Origin of the sequence: Pseudomonas sp. BW7P1, assembly GCF_024981055.1 — a bacterium.
Classification (GTDB): Bacteria; Pseudomonadota; Gammaproteobacteria; order Pseudomonadales; family Pseudomonadaceae; genus Aquipseudomonas; species Aquipseudomonas bananamidigenes.
In genome coordinates, this window is record NZ_CP103374.1 from 4425095 (window position 1) to 4450310 (window position 25216).

At 61.9% G+C, this 25216-nt stretch carries 26 protein-coding genes; 10 read left to right on the forward strand and 16 right to left on the reverse strand.

What is annotated here, in order from left to right; genetic code table 11:
* Positions 1–22: 22 nt before the first annotated feature.
* Together NWV16_RS19865 and NWV16_RS19870 are read right to left on the reverse strand one after the other, a co-directional pair.
* Positions 23–976, reverse strand: coding sequence for a putative 2-dehydropantoate 2-reductase (locus NWV16_RS19865; protein WP_260520443.1), 954 nt, complete (start codon positions 974–976; stop codon positions 23–25).
* Positions 976–1362, reverse strand: coding sequence for a co-chaperone YbbN (locus tag NWV16_RS19870; RefSeq protein WP_260520444.1), 387 nt, complete (start codon positions 1360–1362; stop codon positions 976–978). The genes NWV16_RS19865 and NWV16_RS19870 overlap by 1 nt, the downstream gene beginning before the upstream one ends.
* Between NWV16_RS19870 and NWV16_RS19875 the strand changes: the two genes are divergently transcribed.
* Together NWV16_RS19875 and NWV16_RS19880 are read left to right on the forward strand one after the other, a co-directional pair.
* A complete protein-coding gene (locus tag NWV16_RS19875) occupies positions 1361–1804 on the forward strand; it encodes a PilZ domain-containing protein (RefSeq protein WP_260520445.1) in 444 nt (147 codons plus the stop codon). The genes NWV16_RS19870 and NWV16_RS19875 overlap by 2 nt on opposite strands.
* Positions 1805–1933: 129 nt before the next feature.
* Complete coding sequence (locus tag NWV16_RS19880) at positions 1934–3010, forward strand: 3-deoxy-7-phosphoheptulonate synthase (RefSeq protein WP_260520446.1); 1077 nt, start codon at positions 1934–1936, stop codon at positions 3008–3010.
* 69 nt (positions 3011–3079) lie between these two features.
* Here the strand turns inward: NWV16_RS19880 and NWV16_RS19885 are convergent, their stop codons facing one another.
* On the reverse strand, positions 3080–3361 hold the full coding sequence (locus NWV16_RS19885; RefSeq protein ID WP_007955658.1) for a GNAT family N-acetyltransferase: 282 nt from the start codon (positions 3359–3361) through the stop codon (positions 3080–3082).
* Between the two features lie 636 nt (positions 3362–3997).
* Here NWV16_RS19885 and oprI point away from each other — a divergent pair.
* Positions 3998–4249 carry an outer membrane lipoprotei OprI gene (gene oprI / locus NWV16_RS19890; RefSeq protein ID WP_025113130.1) on the forward strand — a complete coding sequence of 84 codons (252 nt, stop codon included), beginning with the start codon at positions 3998–4000 and terminating at the stop codon, positions 4247–4249.
* Positions 4250–4373: 124 nt separating this feature from the next.
* Here oprI and NWV16_RS19895 read toward each other — a convergent pair whose 3' ends face one another.
* The 3 genes from NWV16_RS19895 to NWV16_RS19905 all read right to left on the reverse strand — a co-directional run bounded on the left by NWV16_RS19895 (position 4374) and on the right by NWV16_RS19905 (position 6437).
* A complete protein-coding gene (locus NWV16_RS19895; RefSeq protein WP_260520447.1) occupies positions 4374–5345 on the reverse strand; it encodes a L,D-transpeptidase family protein in 972 nt (323 codons plus the stop codon).
* Between the two features lie 135 nt (positions 5346–5480).
* Complete coding sequence (locus tag NWV16_RS19900; protein ID WP_065257112.1) at positions 5481–5774, reverse strand: hypothetical protein; 294 nt, start codon at positions 5772–5774, stop codon at positions 5481–5483.
* 57 nt (positions 5775–5831) lie between these two features.
* On the reverse strand, positions 5832–6437 hold the full coding sequence (locus NWV16_RS19905) for an arylesterase (protein WP_260520448.1): 606 nt from the start codon (positions 6435–6437) through the stop codon (positions 5832–5834).
* 10 nt (positions 6438–6447) lie between these two features.
* Here NWV16_RS19905 and NWV16_RS19910 point away from each other — a divergent pair, with 10 nt between their 5' ends.
* The 3 genes from NWV16_RS19910 to greB are packed head-to-tail and all read left to right on the forward strand — an operon-like array spanning position 6448 to position 10167.
* On the forward strand, positions 6448–7131 hold the full coding sequence (locus NWV16_RS19910) for an ABC transporter ATP-binding protein (protein ID WP_260520449.1): 684 nt from the start codon (positions 6448–6450) through the stop codon (positions 7129–7131).
* Positions 7131–9635, forward strand: coding sequence for an ABC transporter permease (locus tag NWV16_RS19915; RefSeq protein WP_260520450.1), 2505 nt, complete (start codon positions 7131–7133; stop codon positions 9633–9635). The genes NWV16_RS19910 and NWV16_RS19915 overlap by 1 nt, the downstream gene beginning before the upstream one ends.
* Positions 9636–9669: 34 nt before the next feature.
* Positions 9670–10167 (forward strand): transcription elongation factor GreB, encoded by a 498-nt coding sequence (gene greB, locus NWV16_RS19920; protein ID WP_007964774.1) that lies wholly within the window; start codon positions 9670–9672, stop codon positions 10165–10167.
* A 3-nt stretch (positions 10168–10170) separates the two neighbouring features.
* Here greB and NWV16_RS19925 read toward each other — a convergent pair whose 3' ends face one another.
* From NWV16_RS19925 to NWV16_RS19935, 3 genes are all read right to left on the reverse strand, one after another.
* Positions 10171–10479, reverse strand: a complete 309-nt coding sequence (locus NWV16_RS19925) for a class I SAM-dependent methyltransferase (protein ID WP_260520451.1) — start codon at positions 10477–10479, stop codon at positions 10171–10173.
* A gap of 250 nt (positions 10480–10729) precedes the next feature.
* Entirely contained in the window at positions 10730–11164 is a 435-nt protein-coding gene (locus NWV16_RS19930; RefSeq protein ID WP_260520452.1) for a DoxX family protein, read from the reverse strand.
* 107 nt (positions 11165–11271) lie between these two features.
* Positions 11272–12690 carry a transglycosylase SLT domain-containing protein gene (locus tag NWV16_RS19935; RefSeq protein WP_260520453.1) on the reverse strand — a complete coding sequence of 473 codons (1419 nt, stop codon included), beginning with the start codon at positions 12688–12690 and terminating at the stop codon, positions 11272–11274.
* Between the two features lie 236 nt (positions 12691–12926).
* On the opposite strand from NWV16_RS19935, the gene NWV16_RS19940 reads away from it, so the two are divergent.
* The 3 genes from NWV16_RS19940 to NWV16_RS19950 all read left to right on the forward strand — a co-directional run bounded on the left by NWV16_RS19940 (position 12927) and on the right by NWV16_RS19950 (position 15818).
* Entirely contained in the window at positions 12927–13733 is an 807-nt protein-coding gene (locus tag NWV16_RS19940) for a TatD family hydrolase (RefSeq protein WP_260520454.1), read from the forward strand.
* 118 nt (positions 13734–13851) lie between these two features.
* Positions 13852–15333: a methyl-accepting chemotaxis protein gene (locus NWV16_RS19945; RefSeq protein ID WP_260520455.1), complete on the forward strand. Its 1482-nt coding sequence runs from the start codon at positions 13852–13854 to the stop codon at positions 15331–15333.
* Between the two features lie 119 nt (positions 15334–15452).
* Positions 15453–15818 (forward strand): Mpo1-like protein, encoded by a 366-nt coding sequence (locus NWV16_RS19950; RefSeq protein ID WP_260520456.1) that lies wholly within the window; start codon positions 15453–15455, stop codon positions 15816–15818.
* Position 15819: 1 nt separating this feature from the next.
* Here the strand turns inward: NWV16_RS19950 and NWV16_RS19955 are convergent, their stop codons facing one another.
* The 3 genes from NWV16_RS19955 to NWV16_RS19965 all read right to left on the reverse strand — a co-directional run bounded on the left by NWV16_RS19955 (position 15820) and on the right by NWV16_RS19965 (position 17858).
* Positions 15820–16614, reverse strand: a complete 795-nt coding sequence (locus NWV16_RS19955; protein WP_260520457.1) for an acyl-CoA thioesterase — start codon at positions 16612–16614, stop codon at positions 15820–15822.
* Positions 16615–16735: 121 nt separating this feature from the next.
* Positions 16736–17503 (reverse strand): CHAD domain-containing protein, encoded by a 768-nt coding sequence (locus NWV16_RS19960; RefSeq protein WP_260520458.1) that lies wholly within the window; start codon positions 17501–17503, stop codon positions 16736–16738.
* 76 nt (positions 17504–17579) lie between these two features.
* Positions 17580–17858 (reverse strand): hypothetical protein, encoded by a 279-nt coding sequence (locus NWV16_RS19965; RefSeq protein WP_041069470.1) that lies wholly within the window; start codon positions 17856–17858, stop codon positions 17580–17582.
* 218 nt (positions 17859–18076) lie between these two features.
* Between NWV16_RS19965 and NWV16_RS19970 the strand changes: the two genes are divergently transcribed.
* The gene (locus NWV16_RS19970) at positions 18077–19114 is read left to right on the forward strand and encodes a patatin-like phospholipase family protein (RefSeq protein ID WP_065257124.1); all 1038 of its coding nucleotides are present in this window, start codon (positions 18077–18079) and stop codon (positions 19112–19114) included.
* Here NWV16_RS19970 and NWV16_RS19975 read toward each other — a convergent pair.
* From NWV16_RS19975 to kdpB, 4 genes are read right to left on the reverse strand one after another with little or no spacing between them, the layout of a single operon-like run.
* The gene (locus tag NWV16_RS19975; RefSeq protein WP_260520459.1) at positions 19111–19809 is read right to left on the reverse strand and encodes a response regulator; all 699 of its coding nucleotides are present in this window, start codon (positions 19807–19809) and stop codon (positions 19111–19113) included. The two genes, NWV16_RS19970 and NWV16_RS19975, sit on opposite strands and share 4 nt — an antisense overlap.
* A gap of 48 nt (positions 19810–19857) precedes the next feature.
* Positions 19858–22509 (reverse strand): sensor histidine kinase KdpD, encoded by a 2652-nt coding sequence (locus NWV16_RS19980; RefSeq protein WP_260520460.1) that lies wholly within the window; start codon positions 22507–22509, stop codon positions 19858–19860.
* Between the two features lie 28 nt (positions 22510–22537).
* Entirely contained in the window at positions 22538–23083 is a 546-nt protein-coding gene (gene kdpC / locus NWV16_RS19985; RefSeq protein ID WP_260520461.1) for a potassium-transporting ATPase subunit KdpC, read from the reverse strand.
* Between the two features lie 57 nt (positions 23084–23140).
* Positions 23141–25207, reverse strand: coding sequence for a potassium-transporting ATPase subunit KdpB (gene kdpB / locus NWV16_RS19990; RefSeq protein ID WP_260520462.1), 2067 nt, complete (start codon positions 25205–25207; stop codon positions 23141–23143).
* Positions 25208–25216 lie beyond the last annotated feature (9 nt).

Below are 25216 nucleotides of genomic sequence, written 5' to 3' on the forward strand. Positions count from 1 at the left end.
CCAATTCCCTCAACGAATCGACTCAGGTGTTACGCCGGTCAATGAATCCCAACGTGCGATACAGCGCCTCGATACGCGGCAGTTCACAGCCTGCCGCTTTTGCCGCCGCTAGAGGTCGAGCGTAGATGGCGTCCAGCTCCAGCGGTCGCTTGTGCAGAAAATCGTGATACATGCTCGGCCAATAGTCAGGCATCTTCTCGGTCATCATGAACAGGTATTCGGCGTAACCGGGCGGCATGTCATGCCCGCAGGCCTTGGCGCCCTGCACCACTTCAGCCATCAGCGCCTGGATCAATGCGCGGCTGTCAGCGTCGGCCATCAGCGGTGTCGTGCTTGCCCCGAGCAGCACCGAAAGACCGTTGTAAGGAATGTTCCAGACCAGTTTCTGCCACCGCGCCTGATGCAGGTTCGGCATCGCCTGAGAGTCGATACCGGCGGTGCGGAACAGGCCGGCGCCCTCTTCGACAATTGCAAAGCGCGCCGATTCATCGGTTGCGGGACCGCTGTGATAACCGACGTTGACTGCACCGAGCGCCTGATGGGTGATCTGCCCCGGGCCGTCGCGATGAACGCAAATCAGGCACAACCCGCCCAGCAAATGCAGGGACTCGGGCAGCAACGCGCGCAAACTGTCTTCGACATCCAGACCATTCTGCAACACCAGCACTCTGGCACCGGATTTCGCCGCCTGAATGATCGATGGCGCTAGCCCCGCATTACTGGTGGTCTTGGCGCCGACCAGCAACCAGTCGCAGGGTGGCATGTCCTCAGCGGACGAATACGCTTGCACCGGGTTCAGCGTCAGTGCGCCATGCACCGCGCTGTTCACCTGCAAGCCCCGCTCGGCGACTGCGGAAAATTCGCTGCGCAGCAAAAAGTGCACATCAAACCCGGCCCGCGCCAGCATCAAGCCGTAAAACCCTCCGATTGCACCGGTGCCGATAATCCCCACCACCGGTTTATTCGCTGCTCCCATCACGGCAACTCCTCTGCAATTCGACCCAGCGCTTGAGCCACCGCTGCATTCAGATCAGTGGCATTCAGGCGCGTGTGTACTGCCCCAAAGAACTCGCCGTCGCGCACCACGAACAGCGCCGGCAAATGAAAGACCTGATAACGCTCCACCAGACCGCCGTTGTTGCCGGCGTCGATCCAGCACAGACGATCGATTGCCAGATCCAGTCCGGGCAAGATTTCGCGGGCATAACGGCAACTGGCGCAACCGACACTGGTGAAAATCACCAGCGAAACGCCGCTCATCGCCAGCAGCCGTTGGTCGGCGTCGAAATCGGTCAGCTGCGATTCGAGCACTATACTGGGGGAAAAAATGTCAGATGGCCGACACAGGGAGTCTGTGCTCATGGGACGGTTTATTCCTCATCCGGATGATGTGCCCGTCGAATTGACGTTGCTCAAACCTGAGTGTATTTCGCGGCAACAGCTGCACACTATCAGCCTCGGCGGCATCGCTTGCAATTATCACCGTGCCTGGCGCCACGGCACTGCGCTGCAGGTGCGCATGCCGACCCTCAATGCCGATATCTGCTACCCGGGCTATGTGGCCTGGTGCCTGCGGCGCAAGAGAGGCTATCTGGTGGGCATCGCCTTCACCGACGAACAGTCCCTGTTCAGTGCGAGAATGGGTGAGCAGGTATGCCAGATCGAGCGCTACTGCCGCCTCAACGACGCCCATGACGATCTTCAGGACATTCAGGCGCTGGCGCTGCAATGGGTCGAACAGCACGCCGACGAGTTCTCCCACGACACTGTCCGCAAGGCTTTTGCACAACCTGTGCTGGACTGAACAGTTACTTGCCCATTGTCGACAGGCGCCCGACGCGCTAAGGTTCGGCTCCCCGACGCGCTCAAATCTGCTGTGCTCCGCCGCGCGGGGATCGCTGGCGGCCGGCATCCGTGACCTGACGAGTAAACGATGGCTGATTTACCGATCAACGACCTAAACGTCGCCTCCAACGAGACCCTGATCACTCCCGATCAGCTCAAGCGTGATATCCCTCTGAGCGACGCTGCCCTGCGCACCGTCACCAAGGGTCGCGAAGTCATCCGCAACATTCTCGATGGCACCGACCACCGCCTGTTCGTGGTCATCGGGCCCTGCTCGATTCACGACATCAAGGCCGCTCACGAGTACGCCGACCGCCTGAAAGCACTGGCGGCGGAAGTCTCGGACACCCTGTATCTGGTCATGCGCGTGTATTTCGAAAAACCGCGCACCACGGTCGGCTGGAAAGGCCTGATCAACGACCCGTACCTGGACGACTCGTTCAAGATCCAGGACGGTCTGCACATCGGTCGCCAGTTGTTGCTGGACCTGGCCGAGAAAGGCCTGCCCACCGCCACCGAAGCCCTCGATCCGATCTCCCCGCAATATCTGCAGGACCTGATCAGCTGGTCGGCCATCGGCGCCCGCACCACCGAATCCCAGACCCACCGCGAAATGGCTTCCGGCCTGTCCTCGGCGGTCGGTTTCAAGAACGGCACCGACGGCGGCCTGACCGTAGCGATCAACGCCTTGCAGTCGGTTTCCAGCCCGCACCGATTCCTGGGTATCAACCAGGAAGGTGGCGTGTCTATCGTCACCACCAAAGGCAACGCCTACGGCCACGTGGTATTGCGCGGCGGCAACGGCAAGCCGAACTATGACTCGGTCAGTGTCGCCCTGTGCGAGCAGGCGCTGAACAAGGCCAAGATCAAGCCGAACATCATGGTCGATTGCAGCCACGCCAATTCCAACAAGGATCCTGCGTTGCAACCGCTGGTGATGGAGAACGTCGCCAACCAGATCCTCGAAGGCAATCAGTCGATCATTGGTCTGATGGTCGAGAGCCACCTGAACTGGGGCTGCCAGGCGATCCCGAAAGACCTCGCCGACCTGCAATACGGCGTTTCGATCACCGATGCCTGCATCGACTGGTCGGCCACCGAAACCACCTTGCGCAGCATGCACGCCAAGCTCAAGGATGTTCTGCCGAAACGTCAGCGCAGCTGATCACGGTTTCGCGGGCATAAAAAAACGCCGGGCATTGCCCGGCGTTTTTCATGTGTGCTGCGAAATCATTCAGATCTTGGCGGTGCGCCGCTGATGACGCTCCATGTAGCGCTCCACATAGGAGCAGGAGGGGATGACCGTGTAGCCCATTTCATCGGCGTATTGAAGTGCCCGCTCGGTCAGGGCTGCCGCGATGCCTCGGCCACGCAGCGCATTGGGCACGAATGTGCGGTAGATATCCAGAGTCTGTTTCCCCAGATCCATATAGGTCAGGTAGGCACGATGACCGTCCACATTGGTCTCGAACTGATGACCAGCCTGGTCATGGTGGATGGACAACGCCTCGCTCATCACTACTCCTCGCGGGTCTCGAATCTGACCCCTACCTTACCGATGTTTTCCCGGCGAAGGAACATCTACGCCACCCCGTGCCTGATGGACACCGAGAAGAACCGCACCGATCTCGCGCAACCCGAGCACGTATCAAATAGTAGGCACCAATGCCGAAAATGCTCAAGGCACACTCGTCATCAGGCTGATTGACGGGGCAGTTCCGGTGGATTCACGACCGGTTCGGGAGAAGCTCCTCCCGCGTCGAAAGGTTGAACATCGCCGGATGTTGAGACTTAAGACGTACCGCCAGTTTTAAAGTCACCTGAACATGGACAAAGATAGGTGAACTGTCACGCAAAACCGGAACAAAAGTGTAGACGAATCCATATAGACGGGCACTCGCCAAGATGGGCGAAAGAGCACCAGGCAACGGGAACTTTTTCTCAATAACTCGCTCACGTCGGACCTTACAGTTGAATATTTTTTATACAACTGCGCCAAAAGTTGCTCGAAAAAGAATCAACGCCTACAATTTTTTTTGCTTCTTGCCTTACGTCAGTTTACTTACTACAAGTAATGGGTAGTATGTACGCCGGCTATTTCCTCAATCGGAGGAGACAGCCACTTAATTGAAAGTCCTTGAAGGGGAACACGATGAACAACGTTCTGAAATTCTCTGCTCTGGCTCTGGCCGCAGTTCTGGCTACCGGTTGCAGCAGCGCATCGAAAGAAACCGAAGCACGTCTGACCGCTACTGAAGACGCAGCTGCTCGCGCTCAAGCTCGTGCAGACGAAGCATACCGTAAAGCTGATGAAGCTCTGGCTGCTGCTCAAAAAGCACAGCAGACTGCTGACGAAGCAAACGAGCGTGCTCTGCGTATGCTGGACAAAGCCAGCCGCAAGTAATAATCCTTCGGGATTGTTATCAAGCCGACCCGTTTTTACGGGTCGGTTTTTTTTTGCCTGAAATTTTCTTCATGCAATAAAAAACCCGCCGACGCGCAAGCATCGGCGGGTTCTGTTCCCGGGCTTACTGTTGCAGGTCGAACGGTGCGCTCGACGCGACAGGTGCCGAGGTATTCGGGCTGCCGATCTCCGTAGGCAAGCCGTCTTCCGCCGCCACCACATCACGCACCACATCCCAGTTCATGCGCAGGTTGTTGGTGATGTCGTCACGCTTGAGCATCGCGTTGATCACTGCGGTGTGCTTGTCGACCACCGACGGGTTGCCCTTGTCGTCGATCGGCGTGTGCGCCTCCAGATAAACCTTGCCGCCGCTGCGACCGAACTTGTACGCATCGTTGATGATCCGCACCGAAGTCCCCACCGGCACCATGCTGGCCATCTCCAGCACGTTGTTGTTGAACATGCGGAAGCAGCCGTGGCTGGTGCGCATGCCGATGCCGAACTTCTTGTTCGAACCGTGGATCAGGTAGCCCGGCGTGCCCAGTGTGAACTTGAACGGCCCCAGCGGATTGTCCGGACCGGCCGGTACGACGTTGGGCAGCGGATCGCCATCGGCGGCGTGCTCGGCCTTGATCGAGGCCGGCGGCGTCCAGGTCGGATTCGGCGTCTTGGCGGTGATCGTGGTGTGGGCGATCGGTGAACCCCAGCCTTCACGACCGATACCCAGCGGGAAGGTGTACACCACGTTCTTGCCTTTCGGGAAGTAGTAGAGACGGTATTCGGCCAGGTTGATCACAATGCCTTCGCGCGGGCCCGGCGGCAGGATGAAACGGGTCGGCAGGATCACCTCGGTACCGGCGCCCGGCAACCACGCGTCGACACCCGGGTTGGCCGCGACCATTTCCGAATAACCCAGATCATAAGTGGTGCCCAGATCGGCAAAGGTGTCTTCGTACTTGGCCTTGATTACTTGCACCTGGCCGATGATGTCCTCACCAGGCGGTGGCAGGGGAAACTCCAATGCGGCAACGGGACCGGCCACACACAGGGCGGCAAGAGACAGGCAGCGGGTGACGGCAGGAAAGCGCGGCAACATCCGGAAAATCCTTCGCAGATCGACAAGGGTATAGGAGCGCGATTGTACACCGCGCCCCGGGAATTCGGGGAGATGCGCCGATGGACAGACGGCACTCTTCATGTTCGAGTCGCGACTGACTGCGAACCTGTGAACCTAGAGCTCGAAACGCAGCTCAGGCCAGATCGGTGAGGTCCCGCGCTTCTGCGATTCGAGAATCGCCCGGCACAGCGAACACAGGCGCTGATCCTGGAACACCCGGCGGTCCACGCTCGACCAGCGCGGTTGCGCCGGCAACAGACTGCCGCACAGGGTCCGGTCAACCGAACCACCGAGTTCCAGTTGACGAGTCACCAGATGCACCCGCACTTCCTGGCAGGCGAACAGATCCAACTGCTCATCAGGCTCGATCAGTTGGTAGGCAAACAGGGACCAGGCAGGGCGCGGCATCGGGTGCTCCATTTAGGGGGGCGCAACATTAGCCGAAAGCCTGCCGCTAGAAAAGCCTCACAGCAGCGGTTTCAGTGTCGGCCAGACATTTTCCAGCAACTTGCCCTGGGCCCCGGCTGCCGGGTGCAGACCATCGGCCTGCATCAACTCCGGGTGTCCGCCCACGCCCTCGAGGAAAAACGGCACCAGCGGGATCTTTTTTTCCTCGGCAAGTTTGCCGTAGACCTGAGCGAAGGCATCGGTGTAACGCTTGCCGTAATTGGGCGGTAACTGCATGCCGAGCAGCAACACCTTGGCACCGGTCTGGCGGGAGCTGTCGATCATCGAAGCAAGATTTTGTTGCAATTGCGCAGGCGGCATTCCGCGCAGGCCATCGTTGCCTCCCAGTTCGAGTATCACCAGCTCGGGCTTGTGCTCTGCAAGCAGCGCCGGCAGCCGCGCCTGGCCTCCGGCACTGGTGTCGCCACTGATGGAGGCGTTGATCACTTTATCGTCAAAACCTTCGGACTTGAGCCGCTGCTCGAGCAACGACACCCACCCCGAGCGGGTATCCAGTCCGAAACCGGCGCTGATACTATCGCCAACGATCAGGACTGTACCCGCCGCTGCGTTCTGGGCCATGCACATCAAGGCCAGGCCAGCACTCAAAAACCACACACGCATCGGATTCTCCATGGGCGCAAGCATTCTCACCGCGAAGAACCTTAGCAAAGTGGTTCCCAGCGCGGAAGGTGAACTGACCATCCTGCACGAACTCGGTCTGGAACTGAACAAGGGCGACAGCCTGGCCATCGTCGGCGCATCCGGCTCCGGTAAATCCACCCTGCTCGGCCTGCTTGCCGGCCTCGATCTGCCAAGCAGCGGCGAAGTCATCCTCGCCGGCCAGTCCCTGGGCAATCTCGACGAAGACCAGCGTGCGCGCATTCGCGCCGAACACGTGGGGTTCGTCTTTCAGTCATTCCAGTTGCTCGACAGTCTCAACGCCCTGGAAAACGTCATGCTGCCGCTGGAACTCGAAGGCCGCAAAGACGCCCGCAGTCGCGCCACCGAACTGTTGCAGCGCGTCGGCCTCGGCCAGCGTCTGACCCACTCGCCGCGCCAACTCTCCGGCGGCGAGCAACAGCGGGTGGCGATTGCCCGGGCCTTCGCCGCCGAGCCGGATGTACTGTTCGCCGACGAGCCCACCGGCAACCTCGACAGCCACACTGGCGAGCGCATCAGCGACTTGCTGTTCGAGATGAACAAGGAGCGCGGCACGACACTGGTGCTGGTGACCCACGACGAACGCCTGGCCCATCGCTGCCGGCGCCTGATCCGACTTGAAGCCGGCCTGCTGGTCGCCCCCCTGGAGCTTTGATGGCACGCCTGCCGCTGTTGCGCCTGCTCAGTCTCGCCCTGCGCCAACTCATGCGCGATGCCCGCGCCGGAGAGTTGCGAGTGCTGTTTTTTGCTTTGCTGGTGGCCGTGGCGGCAAGTACCGCCATCGGCTACTTCGGCGCCCGCCTGAATGGCGCGATGACGTTGCGCGCTACCGAGTTTCTCGGTGCGGATCTGGTCCTCGAAGGCAGCTCCCCCGCACGGCCGGAACAAATCAGGAGCGGCACCGAGCTACACCTCGACCATGCGCAGATCGTTGAATTCTCCAGCGTCATCGCCACCGACAACGGCATTCAGCTGGCGAGCATCAAGGCTGTCGACCGTGCCTATCCACTGCGCGGCGAACTGAAAAGTGCCCCGGCACAGTTTGCTGCCGAAGCGGCGGGTGGCGAACCGCAACCGGGCGAGGCCTGGGTCGAATCGCGCCTGCTCACGGCGCTGGACCTGAAGATCGGCGACAGCATCGACGTCGGTATGAAAACGCTGAAGCTGACCAGGGTGCTGACGTACGAGCCGGATCGCGCCGGCAACTTTTACAGCCTGACGCCACGGGTGCTGATCAACCTCGACGACCTCGCGGCAACCGGCGTGGTCCAGCCCGGCAGCCGCGTGAGCTATCGCGAACTGTGGCGAGGCGAACCCGGTGCGCTGGAAACCTATCGCCAACTGATCAAGCCGGGGCTCGCAGCCAACCAGCGGATTCAGGATGCCCGCGATGGCAACCGGCAGATTGGCGGCGCACTGGGCAAGGCCGAACGCTATCTGAACATGGCGAGTCTGGTCGCCGTGCTGTTGGCTGGCGTGGCGGTGGCACTGTCGGCGAATCGCTTCGCCAGCCGTCGCTTCGATGCCAGCGCCCTGCTTCGCTGCCTGGGACTGTCCCGTCGGGAAACCATGGTTCTGTTCAGCCTGCAACTGGCGGTGCTTGGCCTCTTCGCCAGCCTCGGCGGCGCCTTGCTTGGCTGGCTGGCTCAATTGGGTCTGTTCGCGCTACTGCATGACTTGCTGCCGACCGACGTACCACCGGGCGGCTTGCTCCCGGCGCTGGCGGGGATCGGCACCGGGCTGGTGGCGCTGGCCGGTTTCGCCCTGCCGCCACTGGCCGCATTGGGGCGCGTGCCGCCGCTACGGGTCTTGCGCCGGGACATGCTGCCGATCCCGTCCAGCACCTGGATGGTCTACGGCGCAGCGCTCGGTGCGCTCGGACTGATCATGTGGCGCCTGAGCCTGGATCTGTTGCTGACGTTTGCCTTGCTCGGTGGTGGCGTGGTCGCCGCCCTGATACTGGGCAGTCTGCTGCTATTGCTGCTCAATAGCCTGCGTCGACTGCTGGCGCGTGCCTCGCTGCCATGGCGACTTGGCCTGGGTCAGTTGCTGCGCCACCCGCTGGCGGCTGCCGGACAGTCACTGGCGTTCGGTCTGATCCTGCTGTCCATGGCGCTGATCGCCTTGTTGCGCGGCGAACTGCTCGACACCTGGCAGAACCAGTTGCCGAAAAACGCCCCGAACTATTTCGCCCTGAACATCCTGCCGGCAGACAAACAGGCCTTCACCGATCACCTGATCGACGTCTCGGCCCAGGCCGCGCCGCTGTACCCGGTGGTGCCGGGGCGGCTGATCAGTATCAACGGCGAAGCGGTGCAGCAGATCGTCAGCAAGGACTCGGCCGGCGACCGGGCGATACAGCGCGATTTGAGCCTGACCTGGGCCGCTGACTTGCCAGCAGGCAACAAGATCACAGCAGGTTCGTGGTGGAGCGGACAACCCTCGGACGAGATTCCAGGGGTCTCGGTGGAAAGCAAGGTCGCCGAAAGCCTCAAGCTCAAACTGGGCGATCACCTGGTGTTTAGCGTTGGCGGAGTCAACCGCGAAGCGAAAGTCACCAGCCTGCGCGAGATCAACTGGGACAACTTTCAGCCGAACTTCTTCATGATCTTCCAGCCCGGCACCCTGAAGGATTTGCCGGCGACCTACCTCACCAGCTTCTATCTGGCCCCCGGTCACGACCAGCAGATTGTCGAGTTGTCGCGAGCGTTTCCGGCCGTGACCATCCTGCAGGTCGAAGCCCTGCTCGAACAACTGCGCAGCATCCTCGCCCAGGTCACCCTGGCCGTGGAGTACGTGTTGTTGTTTGTGTTGGCGGCCGGGATGGCCGTACTGTTTTCCGGGTTGCAGTCGACGCTTGATGAACGTATCCGCCAGGGCGCGCTATTACGTGCACTGGGGGCGGAACGGCAGTTGCTGGTCAAGGCCCGTCGGATCGAGTTCGGTCTGTTGGGCGCGGTCAGCGGGTTGCTGGCGGCCATCGGTTCGGAGGTGGTGAGTCTGGTGTTGTATCGCTTCGCGTTCGACCTGCCCTGGCACCCGCATCCATGGTTGCTGGTGCTGCCGCTGATCGGTGCGGCCCTGATCGGTGGTGCCGGCGTGTTCGGCACCCGTCGGGCACTGAATGCGAGCCCGCTGACAGTGTTGCGCGAGGGTTGATAGACTCCGGCCCTCACTACCACATGAAGTTGCCATGAGCCGTTATCGCCCTCCCCGCACCGCTGGCACCGCGCTGATCACCCCTGAAGGTGAAGCGCGGATGCGCGCCGAATTCCATGAGCTGTGGCATGTACGCCGCCCCCAGGTGACCCAGGCCGTCAGTGAAGCGGCAGCACAGGGTGACCGCTCGGAAAATGCCGAGTACACCTACGGCAAGAAAATGCTCCGCGAAATCGACAGTCGCGTGCGTTTTCTCACCAAGCGTCTTGAAGCACTGAAGGTCGTCAGTGAAAAACCGAGCGATCCGAACAAGGTCTACTTCGGCGCCTGGGTGACCATCGAGGACGAGGACGGCAAACAGTCACGCTATCGAATTGTCGGACCGGATGAACTTGATCTGAAACTGGGTCTGATCAGTATCGACTCGCCGCTGGCCCGCGCCCTGATCGGCAAGGCGCTGGACGCTGAAGTTCGGGTCCAGACGCCAACCGGCGAGCAATTCGTTTACATCGTGGCGATCGACTATCCCTGAGGCTCAGCGTCGGGCAATCAGGCCCTGACGCGCAACGCGGGTCAGTTGACGGATCATTTCCGGGGCTTCTTCAGCGCTGGGCGATTGAATCACCGCCAGGTCGAAGCTGTCATCGGCAAACCGCGCCAGCGACTCACCGTCTTCTACAAACTGGATCAGGAACGCGGCAGGACCGCCGCTGCGACGCGGCCAGCCATCGAGATAACGCAACAGCGTCGGCTGGTGTTTGCCGCCAAGCAGGATCTTTGGGTTGCGCTGGGTGATATGTGCCGTGATCGGCGCGGGACGTGCTGGAGGGCGTAGTGCATTCATCGTGTCGTGTCTCTGCCTCAAAAGTCTGCATGGCAGGTGAGAGGCAACACCGAACCAGCGCTTTAGCGGTATTTCGAAGCCCTGTCCCGGCTTCTGACGGCAACTGAAGAATAGTCACCTGGCGCCCCGCAAGTAGCTGTTTAAATCGGCGCATGAGCGGCATCCTAGAGAACGTGACCGGCCAGTGTCAAGAATCGGCCGCAACAAAAAAGGCCCGCATGTTGCGGGCCTTTTGCTTGAGCCAGAGCGGTCAGCCGGCGATGGCGCGATCCACCGAAAGCTTGCCGGCACCTTCGATCAGCACCGCGATGCTGCCGCCGAGCAGCGCCAGGGCGAACTCGTATCCGTTGTTGGCCATGAACAGGCCGTTGCTGATGTGCACGGTGAAGATCGCCACCAGCGACAGGAAGGTCAGACCCAGAGCCGCCGGGCGAACCAGCAGACCGATGATCAATGCCAGACCGGCGAAAAACTCGGTACCGCCCGCCAGCGTCGCCATCAGGTAACCGGGAGTCAGGCCGACGCTTTCCATGTATTGGGCAGTGCCCGCCAGACCGTAGCCACCGAACAGACCGAAAAGTTTCTGCGAGCCGTGGGCCGCGAAGATCACACCGACGGCAATGCGCAGAAGGGTCAGGCCATAGCCGGCACGGGTAAACAGAACCTTGTTGATCAGAGTGCTCATGTTGCGTTTCCTTGTTGTCAGAAGTGCTTGTTGGTTGGCCGCCATATTAATCAGTTAAATTCATGTTAAAAGCGCAAATATTCCGCCATAACGATCAATTTATTTGATCATTTGCGTGAGACAACTTTCTGTCCCCGGGGCTCCAACGACTCCCGCTCCCGGTCGAACGCCAAGTAATACTTGTTCACACTATTAACATAGCTGACGGCGCCCATCCCCACCTGCTCCATGGCAATGCGCTCGACCTGGAAAAACCACTGATTAGGGTTCAAACCGCGGCGCCGGGCATCGGCGCGCATCCCTTGCACACGCTCCGGGCCGATGTTGTAGGCAGCCAGCGTGAACGCCATGCGCTCTCGCTCATTGAGCTTGGGACTGTTGAAGAACTTGCGGCGGATCATCGCCAGGTATTTGGCCCCGGCCTGCACATTCGCATCGAGATTCTGGATGTTGTTGACACCGACCCGTTGCGCGGCGGACGGCGTGATCTGCATCAGCCCGGTCGGCCCGGCACCGCTGCGGGCTGCGGGTTGCAAAGCCGATTCCTTGAACGCCAGCGCGGCCAGGTTGAGCCAGTCCATGTTCTGCGCCTCGGCATGTTTTTGCAGGGTCGGACGCAGTTTTTCCAGACGCTGTCGGTCAGCCTTGGCCAGCGGGTAGTGGACCTGATAGAGGCGACGATAGATTCGCAGAAACGCCGCATCTTCGTTTGACGGCGTCTTGTAGCCGGTGAGAAAGCGGTCGATGCTGGCCCGCAGCATCGAAGCATCGCGACGTACGAACCAGTACTCCTCGCCCGGTTCACTGATCGCCAACTGCCGGTCAAAACGCAGCTTGGGCAGGATCTTGCCCCAGCGCTCGGCAATCGGTTGCTCGACAATGGTCAGGTGGAAAATCCCGCCCTGGACCATTTCCAGCACGTCCTCGACCGCGAGCGTAGGGTCGACCCATTCGATCTTGATCGGCGCCAGTTTGTGCAGCGCCAGTTTCTGGTTGAGCTGGCTGACCGCCTCCCCTGCCGCACTGCCGGTGGGCAGGGCCAGAGTCTTGCCGGCCAGTTGCTCGACTTTGGTGTAGCGCTTCTCGCCCTTGATGCCCACCAGCACCAGCGGCACATTGCTGGCGATCGGTTCACTGCTGGCAACCGCGTGCCCCGGTTGCAGATCGAGCAGCTCGCCTGGCGCCACCAGATCACCTTCGCCCCGCTGTAATGCGCCGAGCAGTTGATCCTTGGCTTTGGGGATGATCTTGAGCGTGATTTCCTGGCCGTCGCGGGCGTGGCCGTTGAGGTATTGCTCGAACGCGCGCAAGCGGTGGTACTCGACGCCGATGGTCTGCCCCTGGACTTCACCGGAGCTGTTGCGGCTCTGGTTGACCAATACCCGCAGAACACGACTGCTGCGGATCTCGCTCAGGTCGCGAACCTTGGCGGACGGTACGGCTTGCAGCGGCCCGGGCAGCCGCGCGACCGCCGATACCGGCAGCAGCGACCCACACAGCAAGAGCAAAACCGAGGGACGAACCATCCACTCTCCGGAAAGAATACGGGGCGTTTTCACCGCTGAACGGTCGAAAAACACCGACGAAAACAGAGCGCCAGGAGCGCTGATAAAGTGCGAGGGACTGGCACAATGATTGCGATCGCGCCAATCCGTCCTGCCTCGCGGCCTCAACAGACAGTCATAAGCCGTTGTAGTTCTTGGCTTTTCTGATAAATCTACAGCTCTGATATGCTTTCCGGCCTTCGGCCCGAGGTAGCACCATGCAACTCATCGATATCGGCGTCAACCTGACCAACTCCAGTTTCGACGACAAACATCAAGCTGTGCTTGACCGCGCCTACGCCGCCGGAGTCTGCCAATTGGTGCTGACCGGCACCGCCGTCGACAGCAGTGAGCAGGCGCTGGAGTTATGCCGACAGCTGGATCCGGACGGTCAGCGACTGTTCGCCACCGCCGGCATCCATCCGCATTCGGCCAGTGACTGGAACGCTGACAGCGCACGGCGTCTGCGCAGTCTGCTGCAGGAGTCGAATGTGGTGGCCGTGGGTGAATGCGGGCTGGACTTCAACAGAGATTTCTCGCCGCGTCCACAGCAGGAAAGAGTCCTCGAAGAGCATCTGGCCCTGGCCGCCGAGCTGCAATTGCCGGTGTTCCTGCACGAACGTGACGCCAGCCAGCGTCTGCTGGACATCCTCCGAGACTTCCGCGACCGGTTGCCGGCCGCCGTGGTGCATTGCTTCACCGGCGATCAGAAAGCGTTGTTCAGCTACCTCGATCTTGACCTGCACATCGGCATCACTGGCTGGATCTGCGATGAGCGTCGCGGCACCCATCTGCATCCGTTGGTGAAGGAAATCAAACGCGGTCGCCTGATGCTGGAAAGCGATGCGCCCTATTTGCTGCCACGGACACTGCGGCCAAAACCGAAGAACGGGCGAAACGAGCCGGCGTACCTGACCGAAGTGTTGCGCGAAGTGGCGTTGCATCGGAGGGAGACAGAAGAAGATCTGGCGGCCCACACCACCGCCTGCGCCCGGGCATTCTACGGTTTGCCTGCCCTGCCCTGAATCGCTTCTGCACCAGGGAACGCGTCACTGGTTGACGCAAATCAAGATTCGGGCAACCGAGTAGCGGCACAATGCTGGCACCTTGCCAAAACTGTTTCCGCTATCAGAGAAGACCTCCATGGGTGCCTGGCTTAGCAATATCTCGCTGAAATACAAATTCTGGGCGGTCAACGCGGTCGCCTTCGTCACCACCCTGTTGTTGGTCCTGTATGCCGTGCAGCTCGAACAACAGGCCCGCAGCCACGTCGCGCAAACCTCGGCCCAGGCCCAGGCGCAGCTGCTCAAGGCCTGGCCGGCCGGACAGGCGCTGCCCAAATCCGATCAGGTGCTGACGTTCAAACGCGGTGAAGCCCCGCGCCTCAACGATCAGCCGCTGCTGGAGATCACCGATAGCAACGGCTGGATCGAGATCAACCACCTGCCGTTGTTCGGCGAAAACCCGCTGCTCGGCGCCGAGGTCTTCAGCCGTGCCGATGGCCAGCAGGTCGCCGCGATCGCCTACGCCCCCAGCCTCAGCCAGGTGTTCAGCGAACGCTTCGCCAACTACGCGGTGGCGGTGTTCATCCTGATGCTGGCAATGCTCGGCGCTTCGCAGTTGCTGATCCGCTTCCTGCTCAGCCAGCTCAATACGCTCAAGGACGTGATGCTGCATGTCGAAAAAACCGGCGACCTTTCGGCCCGGGTGCCGCTGGCCTGCAAGGATGAAGTCGGTCAGATGGCCAACGCCTTCAACGCGATGCAGGCCGGCTACCAGCGCGTGGTCACCACCGTGGCCAACACCGCACGGCAGCTGGACATCGGCGCGGCGCGACTGGCATCGAGCATGAACGAGGTGCGCCACGGCATGCTCGGCCAGCAGAGCGAAACCGATCAGGCAGCCACGGCCATCAATGAAATGACCGCCACCGTCTACCACATCGCCCAACACGCCGGCGCCACCCGTGACCTGTCACAGACCGCCGACGGGCTGGCCGGCAGCGGTCAGCAAGTGGTTACCCGCGTGCAGCATTCGATCGCCGGCCTGTCCAGCGGCGTGCAGCAGACTGCCGAAATGATCCAGCGCCTGGCCGAAGACAGTCAGAAGATCAACGGCGTGGTCAGCGTGATCCACAGCATCGCCGAACAAACCAATCTGCTGGCGCTCAATGCCGCCATCGAAGCGGCCCGCGCCGGGGAGATGGGTCGAGGATTCGCGGTGGTCGCCGACGAGGTGCGCAACCTTGCCAAGCGCGTGCAGACGTCTACCGATGAAATCACCACCATGGTGTCAGCGTTGCAGGCCGGTACCCGCGATGCAGTGGATTTCATGCAGGAGAGTTCGTACAAGGCCGACGACTGTGTACAGCAGGCTCAAGAGGCCGGCGAAGCACTGGCTGAAATCACCGGGGCGGTGGCGCAGATGCGCGAGAGCAATACACAGATTGCCGTGGCCGCAGAGCAGCAAAGTCAGGTGGCGGAGGAAATGAACCGCGCGGTGGTGAGCATCCGCGATGTGACCGAGAACACCGTGCAGCAGACGGTGGACTCAGCGACCACCAGTAATGAGCTGGCGACCCTGGCCGGTGAACTCAACAAGGCGATAGGTCAGTTGAAACTCTAGGGACACCATCAGGAATGGCCATTGTCCCTATCGGCGCAATAGCCAACCTTGATTCGCCGCCCTGTCCGCCCGGGCCTATTCTTCAACCATGAATCGAACATGGATTGAGGAGCAACAACATGGGCAAACGTCACCCCAACCTTCCCGCATGGCAATGGCGCGCGTACCCGGACAATCACCGGCACCCGACCAATCTGGTGCTGCACCTGATCGCCGTGCCGCTGTTCATTGTCGCGTTTCTGCTGATCGTCTCGGGCGTGTTCAGCCTCAGCCTGGCGAGCGTGGCGATTGGCGTGATCGGGATCGTCGCAGCGCTGGGTCTGCAGCGTCACGGCCACAGCCTGGAGGCGCAAGCCTCCGAGCCGTTCAGCGATCGCAAGGACGCCGTGTCACGCCTGCTGGTCGAGCAGTTTCTGACCTTCCCGCGCTTTCTGCTCGGCGGCGGCTGGTACCGCGCCTGGCGCGAGCGTCACCGCCGTCATTGAGTCAGGCGAAAATCGTCACTGTCTGCCGACTCATCGCAATCAGCTCACCTTGAGCGCTCCACAGTTTCGCGGCGACATGACCATAACCGTCGGCGGCATATTCGATGTCCGCCAGATACTGGCACCAGTCCAGCGTACTCAACGCCCGTAACGGCTGAACGAATTCGATGGTCCAGGTCAGCGTGCTGCCCGGCGCCGGCTTCTTCAGATACGGCAACAACGCAGGCGGCCAGGCATCGACCAGCGCCAGCAGGTGCGCCTCGTTGACCGGCTCTTCCTTCACATCCCCACGCAGCCGCACCCAGCCGCCCATCAACCGCGATCGGTTGCCGGTGAACGGCATGCCACCGACACTCCAGCGCATGGCCAGATGACGCATGAATTCCGGGGTGACGCCTTTGAGGTAAGGCAGCTCCGGGCACTCGTCCCAATGCTTCATCTCGGGTGCCGGATAGGCTTCGACCGCCACTTCCGAGGGGCGCGAAGCACCGAAGCTGCCTTGCACCATGGTCACCACCTGACCATTCTGCACGGCCCGCCCCAGCACCTGAATGACCGCTTTGCCTTCACGCAGGATTTCCACTTCAAAGCTCACCGGTACTCCGGGCTCGACGGGACCGACAAAGGTGATTGCCAGCGAGCGCACCGGCCGCTCCGTCGGCACCCGCGCGCGCATCACCTCGTATTGCAGCGCCGCCACCAGCCCGCCAAACGTCGCACGCCCCTGCCCCCATTCGGCCGGAATGACGACCTCCGGTTGGCGATGGACAGCATCGATCAGATCGCAAAAACGCATGGAAACCTCGGACACGAAAAAGGGAATGACCGGATCTTAACCAGCGCGGCAGAGCGGCGCAGCGTCCATTCCGGTCAAAGAGACTGACAGATAAGACACCTCACCGGGGCGTGAGATGGATTCAGGACTTGAAGCAGGTTGCGCTGAGTTTTTCCAGCACCCGATCAGCCTTGATCTCGGCCTTGATCATGGTCGCCTGCCAGGTGGCGACGCAGGGCTGCAGATCGGCCTCCTGCCCGGCTTTCGCCAGCCATTGCCAGCAATCATGCCAATCGCCCAGCGCGCCCTGCGCGGACTTCAAACGCGCCAGCGCCGGCTTCGGCAGACGATCGAGTTCGGGATAGGCTTCGATGCCATAACGCACACGCTTGATCAACAGACGCAGGCGGTGGCGGTCGTGGGCCGGGTCGTGCAATGCCACATCGAGATTTTTCCACTGTTTGCCCAGGCGCTTTTCGATGCGTTTGCCCAGTTTATCGAGCAAACCCTGACGCTGGGAGGCCCGCAGGAAACGCGGAAAGGCATCGAGGATCATCAGCAGCGCGGCCACTTCGGCGCTGGCCGCCAAGCTGGGGTACGCCTCGGCCATCTGCGCCATCCGCCGCTGTGCAGTCGCTGGCTGACCATGCTCGGTCAGCCAGGCCGCCAGCACTTCACGGTCACGCCAGGGCGTGGTCAGTTGCCCCACCGCAGCCGCCGCATCTTCCAGCTGTTCGACACCGGGCAAACCACGCAACGGCCGCAACAGGCTGCGCAAACGGCGCACGGTGGTGCGCAAATCATGCAGCGCTTCCGGATCGGTGCGCGCGGCCAGACGCGCCTGACAGGCCAGCAGCCTGACTTCCAGGCTCAGGACGTGAGCCACCAACCGGTCGACCAACGCAGACATGACTTGCTCCTGACTTCAATCCGTTACATGAGTGTGCGCCGGCATGGCTGGCCTGCCATTGCGCCACGTCAGCAGCTTAGCGCCCGGCGCGGGATTCGCGAATGTAGAAACGCGCTTTCTCGGCTTTTTTGCTGCAACCCTCAAAGCCCTCGAATTGTTGCTGGGTCTTGGCCGCAGTCAGCAACGACAGGGCCTTGGAGTAACTCACGGTACCGGCAAATCCCTCGGCCTTGGCCAGATCCAGTTCATGCCACGCCGCATCGAGCTGACTGCCACAGCTGTCGCGGTAGGCGGTCTTGCCGGCGCAACCGGCCAATGCCAGGGCAATCAGGGGCACACAGATCCAGGCTTTCATCATTTACACCTCAAGATAGGTCAACAGTCGTGCAGTTAAGACGTTCGGGCGCGGGAAAAGTGCCTTGTGCCCCGTGAATCCACCGCATGGCAAAAGATAACGCCAGCGGGTCACGAAGTATCGAAAAAACGACGCCAGCGCCGTCCCGGACGACTGCGGCGATTGTAGCCCGACCCTCGATGGGTGCATTGTGGAAACCTGTCGGGGGAGGAAGTCTGATGAAAAAACGTGTCGCACTCGTACTGGGTTCCGGTGGCGCCCGGGGCTATGCCCATATCGGGGTCATCGAAGAGCTCGAACGACGGGGTTACGACATTGCCTGCATCGCCGGTTGTTCGATGGGCGCGGTGGTCGGCGGAATCTACGCTGCCGGAAAGCTCGACGAGTACCGCAGCTGGATCGAAGGCCTGGATTACCTCGACGTGTTGCGACTGGTGGACGTGAGTTTCCGCCTCGGGGCGATCCGTGGCGAAAAGGTCTTCGGGCAGATCCGCAAGATCGTCGGAGAAATCAATATCGAAGAACTGCGCATCCCCTACACGGCGGTCGCCGCCGACCTCACGAACCAGCAGGAAATCTGGTTTCAGGAAGGCTGTCTGCATCAGGCCATGCGCGCCTCGGCGGCGATTCCCAGCCTGTTCACCCCGGTGATGCAGGGTAACCGGATGCTGGTGGACGGCGGCATTCTCAACCCGTTGCCGATCGTGCCGGTAGTGTCGAGCCACTGCGATCTGATCATCGCGGTCAACCTCAACTCGACCAACCAGCGTCATTACAAGCTGCCAGTGATCCAGCGCCCCGCCGCATTCCGTACGCGCTTCGACAGCCTGATCAATTCATTGGGATCGAAGATGCCGTTCCGTCGCAAACAGGCCGAGCAACTGTTGTTGCTGGAACAGGAAGCCTTGCGAGCAGAAGCGGCGGATATCAATCCGTGGGTAGAAGGTGCGGAACCGGAAACCCAGCAACCCGCCGCCGCTCCCGAGCGTGACGGCGCACCGAAATCCGCCACCGGATCGTTCATCGTCGACAACGTCGGGCCTGCGTCATTGCTGGATCTGATCAACCAGAGTTTCGAGGTGATGCAGACGTCCCTGGCGCAATACAAGATCGCCGGGTATCCGCCGGACATTCTGATCAACGTGCCGAAGCGGGTGTGCCGGTTCTTCGAGTTCTACAAGGCTCCCGAACTCATCGCACTGGGTCGCGAAATTGCCCGGGACACCCTCGACCGTTATGAGAGCGAGCAGAGCTAAACGCTGCTCTCGCTCAACAACCGATAACCGACACCTGCCTCGGTCACGATGAAACGTGGCCGGGTCGGATCATCCGCCAGTTTCTGCCGCAGATGGCCGACGACGATCCGCAGGTAGTGACTGTCCTCGGTATGGGTCGGCCCCCAGATGTCCTTGAGCAATTGCTGCTGGGTAATCACCCGGCCCGGATGCCGCGCCAGTTGCGCCAGCACCGCGTATTCCTTGCGGGTCAAGGCGACTTCGACGCCGTCAAGCAACACCCGGCGATAGGCCAGGTCCACGGTCAGCGGGCCGAAACTCAACGCGGCCTGCTGCGCTTCGCCGGCCGGCGCCTGACGCAACAACGCTCGCACCCGGGCGAGAAACTCCTGGATGCCGAACGGCTTGGTCACGTAGTCATTGGCACCGCCATCCAGCGCCTGGACCTTCTGCCCTTCGCCGGCACGCACCGACAGCACCAGTACCGGCGCCGTGGCCCACTCGCGAAACTCGCGCAGCACTTGCTGGCCATCCATGTCCGGCAGGCCGAGGTCAAGCACCAGCAAGTCAGGCTTGTTCAGCGCCGCCTGGGCCAGGCCCTCGGCACCGGTGCCGGCTTCCAGCACCTTGTAGCCTTGTGAAGCGAGGCTGATGCGCAGGAATTTGCGAATCTGCGGTTCATCGTCGATGACCAAAATGGTCGCAGTCTGGCTCATGGGTTCACATCAATACAAAAGAGTGGCAAGAGAGTAGCGCAGGCAGGATCAGGCTTCACCGTCCATCCCCGGTTGCGTCTGCAAAGGCAGGTGCAGGGTGATGCAGGTGCCGCGACCGTCGATGCCCTCGCCGACACTGATCCGCCCGCCATGGGCACCGACCATACCCTGACAGATCGCCAGCCCCAGGCCGGTGCCCTGTCCGCCACGATCACCCCGGGCGGCGGTGTAGAACATGTCGAAAATCTTCGCCCGCTCATCGACGGGAATCCCCGGCCCTTCATCGCTGACCGAGAAAAACACCTCGCTGTCATCCGCTCCGGCACGCAACTGCAGACGGCCATGGGACGGCGAGAAACGTGCGGCATTTTCCAGCACATTGACCAGCGCCTGCTCGATCAGTGCGGCATGGACAAACAACAAGGGCAATTCGGCCGGCACATCGGTGCTCACCTGCAGCGACGACAACACGGCGCGCAGACGATTGAGGGCACTGCCGACGATGTCCGCCGGCGACACCCAGTCCCGCGCCAGCTTCAGGGCGCCATGGCCGAGGCGGGTCATGTCCAGCAAGTTCTGGATGTAGCGGTCCAGGCGCTCGGCTTCATCGCGGGTGCCTTCCAGCAATTCACGGCGATCCTCCAGCGGGATCGCTTCGCCGAGCGCCAGCAGGCTGTCGATGCTGCCGCGCATTGACGTCAGTGGCGTGCGCAGGTCGTGGGACACCGAGGCCAGCAAGGCACTGCGCAGTTGTTCGGTTTCGCCGTGCAGACGCGCAGCTTCGAGATCGTCGGCCAGTTGCGCCCGGGCCAGTGCCTGAGCCAGCGGCTGGCTCAATGCAGTCAGCAAGCGGCGGCGTTGCCCGCTCAATGTCTGGCCCTCTTTGGCGCACACACCGAGCAGCGCCAGCGGCCCGTCCTCCACCGACAGCGGCCACCACCACCAGCGCCCGAACGGCAATGTACCGGTGCCCACACCCGCCGGTTGATCGTGTTGCCAGGCCCAGTCAGCGGCGGCGCGCTCGGATTCGGTGAATTGCAGCGGCCCACCGGTCTCGACTTTCCAGCCCCCCTGCCCGTCGCGATCGAGCAGGCACACTTGCAGGTCGCTCCAGCCATTGAGGTGCTGTGCGGCAGCGCTGACCACGGCCTGACGGTCGGTGGCGGCGGTGAGCTTGCGCGACAGGTCGAGCAGCTCGGTGGTCTCTTCCTGGGTATCGCGCAACGCCTGCAATTGCCGACGCTGACGCGCCGCCAGATTACCGGTGAGTGCCGCCATCAGCAGGAAGAACAGCAAGGTCAGCACGTCTTCTTCGCGCTGAATGGCAAAGGAAAAATTCGGCGGGATGAACAGAAAGTCGTAGGTCAGGAACGACAACGCTGCACAGGCCAGCGAAGGTCCCAGGCTGCTGCGCACCGCGACCAGCAGCACGGCGGCAAGGAACACCAGCGAGATGTTCGGCAGCGGCAATACGCTCGACACCGCCCACGCCAATGCGCTGGCCAGAACCGTGGCCACCAGCGCCAGCGCATAGTCGAACCACACCAGTGTCGGCGTGGTCCGCAGGCGAGGCGCGTGCTGCTCGTGATCGCTGTCCAGCACGTTGATTTCCAGGCCGTGGGACTGGCGCAGCAACCGTGCCGCCAGACCACCGCCGAACAAGCGTCGGCGCAGGCTCGGACGCGACTGACCGACCAGTACCAGGCTGGCGCGGCGCTCGGTGGCATGCTGGATCAGGGTCTTGGCCACTTCGCCGGCCCGCAGCAGCACCACTTCACCGCCAAGCCGTTCAGCCAGTTGCTGGGCGCTTTGCAGACGCAGACGCGATTGCTCATCGCGCACGCTGCCGTTGTCGACGTGCACCAGGCTCCACGGCAAATGCCGACGTTGGGCGACACGGCTGGCGTGACGCACCAGTCGTTCGGCATCGGCATTGCCGTCGACGCCGACCAGCAGGCGTCCGCGTACTGCCGGCGCCGCCTGGCCGAGCTTGCGGTAGCCCTGAGCCAGATCGTTATCGACCTGCGCCGCCGCGGTCTGCATTGCCAGTTCACGCAGGGCGGTGAGGTTGGTCTGGGTGAAAAACGCATCGATTGCAGCCCTGGCCTGCTCCGGCACGTAGACCTTGCCTTCGCGCAAGCGCTCCAGCAGTTCCCGGGGCGGCAGGTCGATCAGCAGCAGTTCGTAGGCTTCCTGCAAGACCCAGTCCGGCAGGGTTTCACGTACCTGCACACCCGTGATGCCGCGCACCTGATCGTTGAGGCTTTCCAGGTGCTGGACATTGACGGTGGTGTAGACGTCGATGCCGGCGGCGAGCAGTTCCTGAATATCCTGCCAGCGTTTGGCGTGACGGCTGCCGGGGGCGTTGCTGTGGGCGAGCTCGTCCACCAGCACCAGTTTGGGTTTGGCGGCGAGCAGGCCGTCAAGGTCCATTTCCTCCAGCGTCACGCCACGGTATTGCGAACGCACCAACGGCAGTTGCGGCAGGCCGCCGAGCAGCGCTTCGGTTTCGGCGCGGCCGTGGGTTTCGACCACACCCGCAATGACTTTCACGCCCTGGCGCAGCTGGCTGTGAGCGGCCTGCAGCATTGCGTAGGTCTTGCCAACGCCCGGCGCAGCGCCGAGGAAGACCTTGAGCCGGCCGCGTCCGTCGCGGGGCAGTTCTGCTAACAGCGCGTCGGCGCGGCCGGAGTCACTCATGCCTGAAACTCTCTTCCTGAAGGATTCATTACAGTTTTTCCAGCGCCATGTTCAACGCCAGCACATTCACCACCGGTGGGCCCACCAGCGGCTGTTCGATGTGCGCTTCGAGCAACTGCTGCAAGGTCGCCACCGGTACATTGCGCGCGGCGGCAACACGCGCCAGTTGATAGGCAATCGCCGCCGGTGGCAAGTGCGGATCGAGACCGCTGCCGGAGGTAGTCAGCAACGCCAGCGGCACCGGGCCCTGACCGGGTACCTGCAGCTTGTGGGCGTCATCGATCACCCGAGTCGCCAGCGCCGGATTGCTCGGCGACAGGTTGCTCGCGCTGCTGGAAACGGTGGCAAAGGCACCGGCCGAAGGACGTGGATGAAACCACGCATCGCCGACAAAATCCTGAGCGATCAGCGACGAGCCGCGCACCTTGCCTTCGGCGTCGCGCACCAGACTGCCGTTGGCCTGCTCGGGGAAGGCGACCTGGGCAACGCCAGTCACCACCAGCGGATACGCAACGCCGGTGACCAGGGTCATCAGCACCAGCAGGCTCAGGGCCGGACGTAACATTGTGGACATTTCAAAATCCTCGAATTCGTGCTTGAAGCGGTGTGCCCGGCACACCGCTGTTCAGGTTCAAACCAGATGCAACGCCGTCAACAACATGTCGATCGCCTTGATCCCCACGAACGGCACCAGAATCCCGCCCAGGCCATAGATCAGCAGATTGCGTCGCAGCAGCGCCGCCGCACTCGCCGCCTGCACCCGCACGCCACGCAGGGCCAGCGGAATCAGCACGACGATAATCAGGGCGTTGAAGACGATGGCCGACAGGATCGCGCTCTGCGGGCTGTTCAAGTGCATGATGTTCAGCACGCCCAGTTGCGGGTAGATCGCCGCGAACAGTGCCGGCAGGATCGCAAAGTACTTGGCCACGTCGTTGGCAATGGAAAAGGTCGTCAGCGCGCCACGGGTCACCAGCAGTTCCTTGCCGATCTGCACCACGTCCAGCAGCTTGGTCGGATCGCTGTCGAGGTCGACCATGTTGGCCGCTTCGCGCGCGGCTTGCGTACCGTCGTTCATCGCCATGCCGACGTCGGCCTGAGCCAGCGCCGGGGCATCGTTGGCACCGTCGCCGCACATCGCGACCAGGCGACCGTCGTTCTGCTCGTGACGGATGCGTGCCAGTTTTTTCTCCGGAGTCGCTTCGGCCAGTACGTCGTCCACACCGGCTTCGGCGGCAATCGCGGCGGCGGTCAACGGGTTGTCACCCGTGACCATCACGGTGCGAATCCCCAGCTTGCGCAGCTCGGCGAAACGCTCGCGGATGCCCGGCTTGACCACGTCTTTCAAATGGATGACACCGAGCAGTCTGCCGTCGGCGCAGACCAGCAACGGCGTGCCGCCGCTCTGGGCGATCTTGTCGATTTCACGGGACAGCGCCGGCGCCAGATCCTTGCGTTGTTGACCGAGGAACGCCAGCAGCGAATCCACCGCGCCCTTGCGGAATACACGGCCCTGATAGTCGACACCGGACAAGCGGGTTTCCGCGCTGAACGGAACGGCAGTCAACGCTTCAGGTGCAGGCTCCGGCTGCGGATTGGAACCGCGCAAATATTCGACGATGGACTTGCCCTCGGCGGTTTCATCGGCAAGCGAAGCGAACAGTGCACCTTCGGCCAGCTCTCGGGCATTCACGCCCGGCGCGGCATACACCGCACTGCAACGACGGTTGCCGAAGGTGATGGTGCCGGTCTTGTCCAGCAGCAGTACATGCACATCACCCGCCGCTTCCACGGCACGACCGGACTTGGCAATCACGTTCAGACGCACCAGACGATCCATCCCGGCGATACCGATGGCCGACAGCAGACCGCCGATGGTGGTCGGAATCAGCGTAACCAACAGCGCCACCAGGAACACCAGCGGCAGGCTGCCGTTGGCGAAGTGGGCGAAAGGTTGCAGGGTCACGACCACCAACAGAAAGATCAGGGTCAGGCCGATCAGCAGGATGTCCAGCGCCACTTCGTTCGGGGTCTTCTGACGTTTGGCACCTTCGACCAGTGCGATCATGCGGTCGAGGGTCGATTCCCCCGGGTTGGCGGTGATCTTCACCAGCAGCCAGTCGGACACCAGCCGGGTGTTGCCGGTGACAGCGGAACGGTCGCCACCGGATTCGCGAATCACCGGCGCCGATTCACCGGTAATCGCCGCTTCGTTGACTGCCGCGATCCCTTCAATGACTTCGCCGTCACCGGGAATCATCTCCCCGGCTTCGACGCGCACCACATCACCCTTGCGCAGGCTGGCAGCCGGCACTACCTGAAAGCTGCCGTTGGCCAGTTTGCGCCGGGCGCTCAGCCCTTCGCTGCCGGCCTTGAGACTGTCGGCGCGGGCCTTGCCGCGACCTTCGGCCAGTGCTTCGGCGAAGTTGGCGAAGAGCACGGTGAACCAAAGCCACAGCGCGATTTGCGCCGCAACGAAGGTCGGCACGATGGTGTCCGGAATAAAGCACAGCACGGTGGTGAAAATCGCGGTCAGCTCAACCACCAGCATCACCGGCGAGCGTACCAGTTGACGCGGGTCAAGCTTGACGAATGCTTGCACCAGCGCCGGACGCCACAGGGCGCTGATCGCGGTTTTGGGGGCTTCTGCCGACTTGGCGGCTACCGCCGGTTTTGAAGCGGGAACATGCATATTCATGATGAATTC

Bases quoted from the DNA above. Each gene is read 5' to 3' on its own strand.
- NWV16_RS19865 (WP_260520443.1), bottom strand. From the start codon at position 976: ATGGGAGCAGCGAATAAACCGGTGGTGGGGATTATCGGCACCGGTGCA.
- NWV16_RS19875 (WP_260520445.1), top strand. From the start codon at position 1,361: ATGGGACGGTTTATTCCTCATCCGGATGATGTGCCCGTCGAATTGACG.
- NWV16_RS19870 (WP_260520444.1), bottom strand. From the start codon at position 1,362: ATGAGCACAGACTCCCTGTGTCGGCCATCTGACATTTTTTCCCCCAGT.
- NWV16_RS19880 (WP_260520446.1), top strand. From the start codon at position 1,934: ATGGCTGATTTACCGATCAACGACCTAAACGTCGCCTCCAACGAGACC.
- NWV16_RS19885 (WP_007955658.1), bottom strand. From the start codon at position 3,361: ATGAGCGAGGCGTTGTCCATCCACCATGACCAGGCTGGTCATCAGTTC.
- oprI (WP_025113130.1), top strand. From the start codon at position 3,998: ATGAACAACGTTCTGAAATTCTCTGCTCTGGCTCTGGCCGCAGTTCTG.
- NWV16_RS19895 (WP_260520447.1), bottom strand. From the start codon at position 5,345: ATGTTGCCGCGCTTTCCTGCCGTCACCCGCTGCCTGTCTCTTGCCGCC.
- NWV16_RS19900 (WP_065257112.1), bottom strand. From the start codon at position 5,774: ATGCCGCGCCCTGCCTGGTCCCTGTTTGCCTACCAACTGATCGAGCCT.
- NWV16_RS19905 (WP_260520448.1), bottom strand. From the start codon at position 6,437: ATGCGTGTGTGGTTTTTGAGTGCTGGCCTGGCCTTGATGTGCATGGCC.
- NWV16_RS19910 (WP_260520449.1), top strand. From the start codon at position 6,448: ATGGGCGCAAGCATTCTCACCGCGAAGAACCTTAGCAAAGTGGTTCCC.
- NWV16_RS19915 (WP_260520450.1), top strand. From the start codon at position 7,131: ATGGCACGCCTGCCGCTGTTGCGCCTGCTCAGTCTCGCCCTGCGCCAA.
- greB (WP_007964774.1), top strand. From the start codon at position 9,670: ATGAGCCGTTATCGCCCTCCCCGCACCGCTGGCACCGCGCTGATCACC.
- NWV16_RS19925 (WP_260520451.1), bottom strand. From the start codon at position 10,479: ATGAATGCACTACGCCCTCCAGCACGTCCCGCGCCGATCACGGCACAT.
- NWV16_RS19930 (WP_260520452.1), bottom strand. From the start codon at position 11,164: ATGAGCACTCTGATCAACAAGGTTCTGTTTACCCGTGCCGGCTATGGC.
- NWV16_RS19935 (WP_260520453.1), bottom strand. From the start codon at position 12,690: ATGGTTCGTCCCTCGGTTTTGCTCTTGCTGTGTGGGTCGCTGCTGCCG.
- NWV16_RS19940 (WP_260520454.1), top strand. From the start codon at position 12,927: ATGCAACTCATCGATATCGGCGTCAACCTGACCAACTCCAGTTTCGAC.
- NWV16_RS19945 (WP_260520455.1), top strand. From the start codon at position 13,852: ATGGGTGCCTGGCTTAGCAATATCTCGCTGAAATACAAATTCTGGGCG.
- NWV16_RS19950 (WP_260520456.1), top strand. From the start codon at position 15,453: ATGGGCAAACGTCACCCCAACCTTCCCGCATGGCAATGGCGCGCGTAC.
- NWV16_RS19955 (WP_260520457.1), bottom strand. From the start codon at position 16,614: ATGCGTTTTTGCGATCTGATCGATGCTGTCCATCGCCAACCGGAGGTC.
- NWV16_RS19960 (WP_260520458.1), bottom strand. From the start codon at position 17,503: ATGTCTGCGTTGGTCGACCGGTTGGTGGCTCACGTCCTGAGCCTGGAA.
- NWV16_RS19965 (WP_041069470.1), bottom strand. From the start codon at position 17,858: ATGAAAGCCTGGATCTGTGTGCCCCTGATTGCCCTGGCATTGGCCGGT.
- NWV16_RS19970 (WP_065257124.1), top strand. From the start codon at position 18,077: ATGAAAAAACGTGTCGCACTCGTACTGGGTTCCGGTGGCGCCCGGGGC.
- NWV16_RS19975 (WP_260520459.1), bottom strand. From the start codon at position 19,809: ATGAGCCAGACTGCGACCATTTTGGTCATCGACGATGAACCGCAGATT.
- NWV16_RS19980 (WP_260520460.1), bottom strand. From the start codon at position 22,509: ATGAGTGACTCCGGCCGCGCCGACGCGCTGTTAGCAGAACTGCCCCGC.
- kdpC (WP_260520461.1), bottom strand. From the start codon at position 23,083: ATGTCCACAATGTTACGTCCGGCCCTGAGCCTGCTGGTGCTGATGACC.
- kdpB (WP_260520462.1), bottom strand. From the start codon at position 25,207: ATGAATATGCATGTTCCCGCTTCAAAACCGGCGGTAGCCGCCAAGTCG.